6 protein-coding genes are annotated in these 7,928 nt (G+C 59.8%); 4 read left to right on the forward strand and 2 right to left on the reverse strand.

The genetic code is table 11. The annotated features are described in order from the left end of the window. Positions 1–19: 19 nt before the first annotated feature. The 3 genes from B7Y49_RS06965 (at position 20) to B7Y49_RS06975 (ending at position 5,686) form a co-directional block, all read left to right on the forward strand. Positions 20–613, forward strand: a complete 594-nt coding sequence (locus B7Y49_RS06965) for a hypothetical protein (protein ID WP_374126854.1) — start codon at positions 20–22, stop codon at positions 611–613. After that, the gene (locus tag B7Y49_RS06970) at positions 591–4,760 is read left to right on the forward strand and encodes a hypothetical protein (RefSeq protein WP_374126855.1); all 4,170 of its coding nucleotides are present in this window, start codon (positions 591–593) and stop codon (positions 4,758–4,760) included. The genes B7Y49_RS06965 and B7Y49_RS06970 overlap by 23 nt, the downstream gene beginning before the upstream one ends. A gap of 98 nt (positions 4,761–4,858) precedes the next feature. Then, positions 4,859–5,686 (forward strand): hypothetical protein, encoded by an 828-nt coding sequence (locus B7Y49_RS06975; protein WP_374126856.1) that lies wholly within the window; start codon positions 4,859–4,861, stop codon positions 5,684–5,686. A 5-nt stretch (positions 5,687–5,691) separates the two neighbouring features. On the opposite strand, the gene B7Y49_RS06980 is transcribed toward B7Y49_RS06975, so the two are convergent. Continuing rightward, positions 5,692–6,090: a hypothetical protein gene (locus tag B7Y49_RS06980; protein WP_374126857.1), complete on the reverse strand. Its 399-nt coding sequence runs from the start codon at positions 6,088–6,090 to the stop codon at positions 5,692–5,694. Positions 6,091–6,205: 115 nt separating this feature from the next. Beyond that, entirely contained in the window at positions 6,206–6,901 is a 696-nt protein-coding gene (locus B7Y49_RS06985; protein ID WP_374126858.1) for a helix-turn-helix transcriptional regulator, read from the reverse strand. Positions 6,902–7,222: 321 nt separating this feature from the next. Here B7Y49_RS06985 and B7Y49_RS06990 point away from each other — a divergent pair, with 321 nt between their 5' ends. Further along, a complete protein-coding gene (locus B7Y49_RS06990) occupies positions 7,223–7,834 on the forward strand; it encodes a TetR family transcriptional regulator (protein WP_374126859.1) in 612 nt (203 codons plus the stop codon). The last annotated feature ends 94 nt before the right edge of the window (positions 7,835–7,928 follow it).

The raw sequence follows: 7,928 nt of genomic DNA on the forward strand, positions 1-7,928 counted from the left end.
GACAGAGAGCCGACTGCCAGTGACGATTAACATCGCCGCGATGTCGCTGGATCAGAATGGTCGTGCCGGTAAGCTGACGGCGGCGAACAACGACTTCGTAACCATCCCCGTCCAGGCATCGATTGCCCCCGGCGCGACGCAGAATTTCCGCGTTCAATATGTGGGGGCCGCCACCCTCTCAAGCAGCCGCCTGTTTCAATATTCGATCGATCAGTTGCCGATCCAGCCAGCGCCGGGTGCCGCCTCTCAGATCCAGATTGTCTATAGCGTTAGCGGCTTCATGGCTGTCGCGCCGATCGAGGGACGATCTGCGATGGCCGTGACAGGGACAGGGGTCACGACCGACCGCGCGGGCAAGCGCCATGCGACAGTGACGTTTGCCAACCGGGGGACGCGCCACGCGCTAATCAGCCGTGGTTCCCTGACGGTCCGCCAGGTTGGCCCTTCGGGCGAGACGGTGTGGCGGCAATCGCTAAATGCGGCGCGGATCGATAAGGAAGTCGGGCTCGGCATCGTACCGGCCAATGGGTCGCGCACCATAACGCTTCCCTACGACTTGCCGGCCGCTGGCGGCGCCATCAAGGCGGAATATGATAACGGCCGCCAAAAATAGGCTCAAGCTCGGTACGGCGCTGCTTGGCACGCCGATCGTCGCTGGGGGCGTTGTTGCGGGCTGGTTGGCATATCAGCCTGCGGCGACACACTATGCGGCAATGCCGGGGCCTCCGCAGGTGCCTTCAAAGACGACGGCGCAGTCCGAGCGCAAAGTGCCCCGGGTTCCGTTCCACAGCACATCGACCGAGAAACGCGACCCTAAGCCGATTGATCGGGCGATCAATCGTGCCATCGACAATCTTATCCAGCAGATCGACGATTTTCACCAATCGCCGGTGCCTGATCAGACGGCGCTGGCTGTTGAACCGGCAGCGGCGTCACCCAGGCCGTTAACCACTAGCCCTCCGCCCGCCCCAGCGGCGACCGCGACATCGGCGGCTGCACTAGATGGCGCTATGGTAGCTGCCGAGCTGCCATTGGCCATCGGAGCGTCACCAACACCCGAGATGCCGATGATCGACACTCAGTCGATCGGATCAGATCGGATGATCGATATCGGACCGATTGCCCAACGGATTGATCTGGGCCCGGTCGCGGCATCTAAAGAGCGGGCGTCATCAAGAGAAAGAAATAAGCCGCTCGATCTGCAAGATGATCAGGTGTTACCCAAAACCGTCGCCGACAGCGCTGATCAACGGTGGCGCAATGGACTGGCTGCCTCCGCATGGAAGGAGCCGGTCAACCGCGCCGACGATGCGGATGAGAATGCCGGCGTTGCGGCCACGGAAAATCGCCCCGCAAGTGTTACAGCCAGGCAACCCTTGCGCGCCGTGGTTCCGCCAGCGGCCAATGACAGCGCGCCGCCAGCCGATCGCTCGCCGGACGAGCAGTCGGGCAGGCCGCTGCCAATGGGATCAGCGGTGGCGATACAGGATCAGGCCGATCCAATCGATATCGCGATCCCCAATCCCGCTACAGCAATTCCGATAACTCCCAATCCTTCGCTCGCGCGGCTGATGGCGGCAACCACGGCATTGACTGAAAAGCTGTCGATGATCGACGGCCCCGTTGGGCACAACGCGGCATCGTCGCAGCCCCTTGAGCTTAGCGCTGATATGCGGCTGCCGAGCCCGGCCAATGATGTGGCGGCCGCGCCGTTACCGATAAAGCGCGTGCCGATCACCCCGAAGATTGCCCTTGGGACTGATCTAGATCAGCCGTTCGCAAAGCCGCTGGCGACGGGCGACGCTTCGCTTGTAAGTCCGGTCGCGCCGGCCGTCGCCGCGACCGGGGATCAAGCTGTAGCTTTGCCCGACAATTTCATCATCATTGATTTTGCCTCTAGCGACATCCGCCGCTCGCTGGCCGAGGCACGTGCCACACTCACTGCGCCGATGGTAACGCCCCCAGTTGCCAACACGTCATCACCAGCCGGCACGGAGCCTTCGTGGGTCCTTCCGGGTGCCGGGCTGGATCTGTCGCCTGGGTCAACGAACAAGCAAGCGCCTCAAGCAACCCCTAACCCAGGCGCTGCGCAGCCAGCACAGCGGACCAGCAGTCGAGCAAAGGCGATTTCGGCGGGCCCATCTCTAGGGATCGTAGCACCCTTGCCCGTCAAGCCGATTATCCGTTCGGCAATCGATGACGAGCTGCCACCTCAACCCGACGCGATCCCAATCTCGGTCGAACCGGCCGTCTTATTTCAGCGTTCGATCTCGGCTGCACGCACGGCATTGGGTGAACCGCCGCGCGGTTTGACGCCAGCCGCTGCATTATCTCCGCTAGGGGAGGGCAATCCCGGCATTTTGGCGCCAAAACCGATTTCGACTGATGAGTTTATCACGCCGCGCATCAATACCTATGGTCGCGAGGTCACGCTGGATTTCCCACTTGAGGTCAACGGCAAGATGTTGGGCGATCTCCCGTTGCGGATCGGTCTGGACGACACCCTATCGGTATCGCCAAGTGCGCTAGAGACCCTGCTCGACAACGTCGTCGATCCCGGCATCTTGCAGGCGATACGATCGCTCCCGACAACCAACGCAATGATTCGGCTCGATGATATCCGCGCAGCCGGCCTGGATATCCGCTTCGATGTTCCAGCGGCCAAGATCACCGCCCGCACCGCCATGCAGCCAGGAGACGCAACCGCGATCCGGCTTACCCCAGGCCGAGACCGCCCGGACAGTGGCAGCTTTACAGCCCCCGCCGGCGTTTCGGCGTTTCTGAACGTCGCAACAGGCGTAGGCTATGAGGCGGTCGGCCAAAATTCAGGTGTCGTTCTGCCGATTGTAACGGCGTCGGCGGGCGCACGGTTGGGCGGCGTAGTTCTGGAAAGCGATCTGACCTATGACATGACGACAAATCGGCGGTTTACGCGGGGCTTTAGCCGGTTGGTATTCGATCAGCCCGAGCATGACCGGCGCATTGTCGCAGGCGATATCTTCTCGAGCTCAAACGGGCTTCTCAGCGCGCCGTCGCTGCTGGGGATCGGCGTCGAGCGCCAGTCACGCCTGTTCGATCCGGCGCGTAACATACGCACCCAGAATTTCGAGAGCTTCGCGCTCAACAACCAGTCGCAGGTCGATGTTTTGATCAATGGCGTCACCGTGCGCCGCTTGAGCCTATCTCCCGGCAGTTACCGGCTGAGCGATTTTCCCTTCGTGGCGGGCGCTAACAATGTTCAGATCGTTGCGACCGATTCCTTTGGGCGACGCGACGTTGCCGATTTCAGCCGCTATTATGATTTTGCACTGCTGGGGCGCGGGCTGGATGAATTCAGCTTTGCCGTCGGGTTGCTCGCCAATCAGAACAGCCTGGGCCGTGATTATGATTTCAAGCGGCCAGTCGGCAATTTTTTCTACCGACGCGGGTTGACCGACACGTTCACGCTGGGCGGCGGGATGCAAGCTGATCGCGATACCCAGGCAGCCTCTTTTCAGGGTAATATGTCATCAAGCTTTGGCCGGTTGCTGGGCGAGGCATCCGCTAGCCGGAACAGCCAGCTCGGCTTTGGTTATTCTGGCCGCCTTACCTATCAATGGGGCGGATCCAATCGCACCGGCATCGGTTTTTCAGGCTTTGGCATTGCGATCGATTACACCAGCCGCAACTACACCAATGTTACGCCTGCCGCGGCGCAGCCAGCGACAAATGCGCTGCGGGCCTCCGCCACCAGCGCCTTTCGGTTGACTCCAACCAGTTATGTCACGGTTGGCGGCTCTTATGCCACACGACGCGACAATCGCCGCGACAGTTATGAAGGGTCAATTCGGCTCTCCCAAAGGCTCGACCGATCGACCTATCTAAGCGGAAGCGCTGGCTATGAGCGATCGGACGCCAATGGGCGCGGGGTATTTTTCTTAGTCGGGCTAACGCGCCGCTTCGGATCGCGCGGCTATGGCACTGCCGATTATGACAGCCGGACGCAGCGCGGCCGATTAACGTATAGCAATACAGGAAACGGCACTGCGGGCGACCTGAGTTTGGACGGTGCACTTGATGTTGGTGAGGCTGGTGTTTCGGGCAATGCCAATGTGTTGTTGCGCACCAGCCATGCTGATCTTGGGGTAAACCAGGGCACGGCCTTTGACATCGCCTCGCGTCGGGTGACCAGCGCGCGTACCAACGCCACCGTCGCCGCGTCATTCCTGTTCGCCGACGGCGCGGTTGCCATTGGCCGGCCGGTGACCGACTCGTTTGCGATCGTGCGTCCCCACAAGACTTTGGACGGGGCAACGCTGTTCGTTGATCGCCGCGATGCCAAATATGTTGCGCGCAGCGGAACCCTGGGACCAGCCGCGGTTACCGAGCTGGGATCTTATAGCGACCGAACGGTCACTGTCGACGTCCCAAATGCGCCCATCGCCTATGATCTGGGGGCCACGTCCTTCAGGCTGCGACCGCCCTACAAGGCAGGGTATCGGCTGACGGTGGGGTCAGAATACACGCTCACGGCCATGGGCTATCTAAAGGAGAATGGGACGCCAGTTGTGCTCGCATCGGGACGAGCGACGCTGACCGACGACCCCAAGGCCCCCGTGGTGGAGATTTTCACCGATCGTGCCGGACGGTTTGGCGCATCGGGCTTAAAGCCGGGGAAATATCGGATTAGCCTGGCAAGTACGCCGCCCCTAACGTTTGAAATGGTGATCCCCGCCAACACACAAGGGCTGGTTCGCGTAGGGGATCTTGAACCATTATGAACGACCGCCCCCTCTTTGTGCGCTTTCTCTCTCGCGTATGCGTCGTGCTTCTGATTGCGTTCGGTATTGCCCCGCAATCCGCCTTCGCGTGCGTTAACGTGACCACAGCAGGCCCGGGTACCCGTCCCTATGACGCGACCGCGACGACCGCCGTCTATAACGGGTTTCGCGTTTCCTTTACCGATGTCTGCCCAGGCGTGCCCGGCACCCGCAGCGTGTCGGTCTGGTTCGTCGATGACGTCGATACCGCGACTCCAACCGTCATCGGCAACGTGCCGTTCCGAATCCAAAGCAACAACGGCATCCGCTATTCCTTCGGCCCCGGCGAAATCGTGTCACAAACACTGGACAGGACATTTTCGGGCAGCGACTTCGTAAACTTCAACTTTTGGCTGTCGCCTGGGCGTGATGCAATGGCCGCGACGCGGCAGATCCATATGTATTGGCGCACTACCGATACCGCCGGGGCGCCGATCGAGGGCGAGCAGTTGGTGACGATCGGGCTGTCGATTGTTCCGGTTTTTTCGCTCACGTTGAGCGCTGGTGGAACTGGGGGATTGCTCGATTTCGGCAGTCTGTACGGTGGCGCGCAATTGACCACGAACGTTGATATTCGATCATCGAACGCCTTTTCCATTCGTGCGACGTCGCAATATTCGGGCGTCATGCGCCGCGTCACGACATGTGGTGAAACATTGGCGCAGACCGGCGATTCAGCCGAGATGGTTGGCTATTCGGCGACACTCAACGGGATCCCGATATCGATCACAACGGCATTTATCGATACCCGCGGTGATGGCGCGAGCGTTCGGTCACTCAATAACGTGCCTTTTGCTGTCAGGGTCGATCCCGCGCTTGATTCGTCCACGAAACGGGCCGGTACTTATTGCGACGTCATTACCTTGCGGATCGAGCCGTTCAATTGACCGGGTTAGCGCGCCCCCATCCGCAGCTGGACCCGCGACTGTTCGCGTTCGACGCCATCGCGTTCGATCACAAGAGTGGAGACGCGGGAGACCGCGTAATTTGCGTCGAGCAGCACCGCCTCGCCCGATCCATCGAGCACGACGCGCTGATCGGCAAACGTCGCCGTCGCACCCACCAGCGTACCCGGCGTATAATCCAGCATAATGACATAGCCGTCGCCGTTGCAGAATTCGCGCACGTTGCTGAGCTGGACATAGCCCGCACCGCTCTTGAACCCGCCCGTCGGGGCCAAATAGCAGATGCGGGGAACGGTCATGCCGAGCGTTATCGAGGCGTCACTCGCGAGCGTCGGGGAGGGCGCGATGATGGCAAACGCCGCAAATAAACGTGCAATAGGTTTCATGGAATATCTCGATCCCGTGGCAGGAGTTCGAGAATACGGGCTCGGCAATTACCAGCCGGTTAAAGGCAAGGGCTTGCCGGTCTTGCAACGCTCGACAGAATTGGCGCGCCTGTCTCTAATCGATACAATAGGCGCGGAGCCGATGGAACAATGCCTCACGACTATTGATGCCGATCTTGGCGTAAATCTGGCGGATGTGCGAGCGCGCGGTATCGACGGTGATATCAAGGTCAGCCGCGACCATCGCGGCTGTCCGGCCATCGAGCAGTTTCTGGACGAACCTTTCCTCGGCAACAGTCAGGCCGAACGCCTCCCGGATACCCGCATAGAGGGCGCTTGCCGCAGCGCGTTCGGTCACCAGCTCGATCCCCAGAACGAGGGTACCGCCAAGGTTGAGTTGTCGCCCCCGCATCACGATGCAGCAGTCTTGATGGTTCCGGTCGCGAAAGGTTGCGACACTCATGTTGCCATCGATTTCGTTGATGAACATCGCAAGGGTGAAATGCGCGGGTGGGTGCGTCGCGGCAAGCTTTCCGCGTCCGATCGAAAGGCCGAAATCGTTGAGCGCAATCGTATTGATCCGCTGGTCGCACCACAGAATGGTGCAATCATCGGCAAGCACCAATCGCGGGCGGCCCTCGCTCATTGCCCAGGCCGCCATGATTTGCGCAACGTCGACCTGCACTGGTCGTGGTGAGGCTGGAGCACTGCCAAGTGCAGCCGAGGCCAGCTTGCTCCCAACCGGACCATTGCGCGAATGGGCAGACCCGAAAGGAACTCTACCGCCGGATCGCTCCTCCCGTCCCGACATGCCTTGCTCAGCAACGAGTCTGGGAAGCTTGTTCGAAATGACGGTGCCTCATAACCAGAAATGGGAGTACCCCATATTTAGCACAGGAATTGCTCGAACAATACAGTCTTTCGTCACCCAACGTTGGTACGGGCATGAAATGGCCGATCCATGCAGCAGTGCAATCATCGACGAGTCCGAGGGAGTCATCTCTGGACTATAGATGACCGCCGGGGGCTGTTCCCGGAACCGGGCAACGCATAAACTGGGCCAGATGCAGAGTGGTTTTCACATTCAAACCAACTGAGTTTTGAGAAAATGCTATTACCGGATAGACCAGAAATGCCGTCCCCCGTCGAAACGCCGCAGCGTAAAGCCGGCCTGATCAAGGCCGAGCGAACCCGTAAATCGATCATCGACGCCGCGCGTATCGTCTTTTCGGAACGGCCCTATGACAGCGTTTCGGTCTCGCGGATCGTCGAACAGGCTGGCGTCGCAAACGGCACCTTTTATCTCTATTTTGAAAACAAAGAGGCCGTCTTACGGGATGTCACTGTCTCGATCGTGGCCGACTATGCTCAATTCATGAACGAGCGCATGAAATCTATCGATGATCCAATCGACCGGGTTTCGATCGCAACCCGATCAGTTTTGGAATTTGCAAGCGCGGACTCCGATCTTGGAAAAGTATTGGTTCAAGCCGCTATAAACCTCCCAGAAACTCGAGCGCGATATCAGCGGATGCTGCGCCTCGATCTTGAACAGGGTGTCGCCAAGGGGGTGTTCAAGGTCGTTGTGGACGACATTCTGCTCAATATTGTGACGGTGGGTAATGCAACCGTGCTCGATGCGGTACTGCGGGGCGCAAAAGATCCAGAGGTAATTGATCGCTATATTGAATATCTGCTGCGCTTGCTCGGCGTGCCCCATGACATCGCCACCCTTTATGTGTGAAGGGCGGTGACAAACCAGGCCACAGGACCGCCGGCGCAGTGCCGTCGGGGGCGGAGTAAAATCCGGCCAGTTGGTAAGCTGCTCCCTTTGCGGA

This window comes from Sphingomonas sp. 28-62-11 (genome assembly GCF_002278865.1).
GTDB lineage: Bacteria > Pseudomonadota > Alphaproteobacteria > Sphingomonadales > Sphingomonadaceae > Sphingomonas.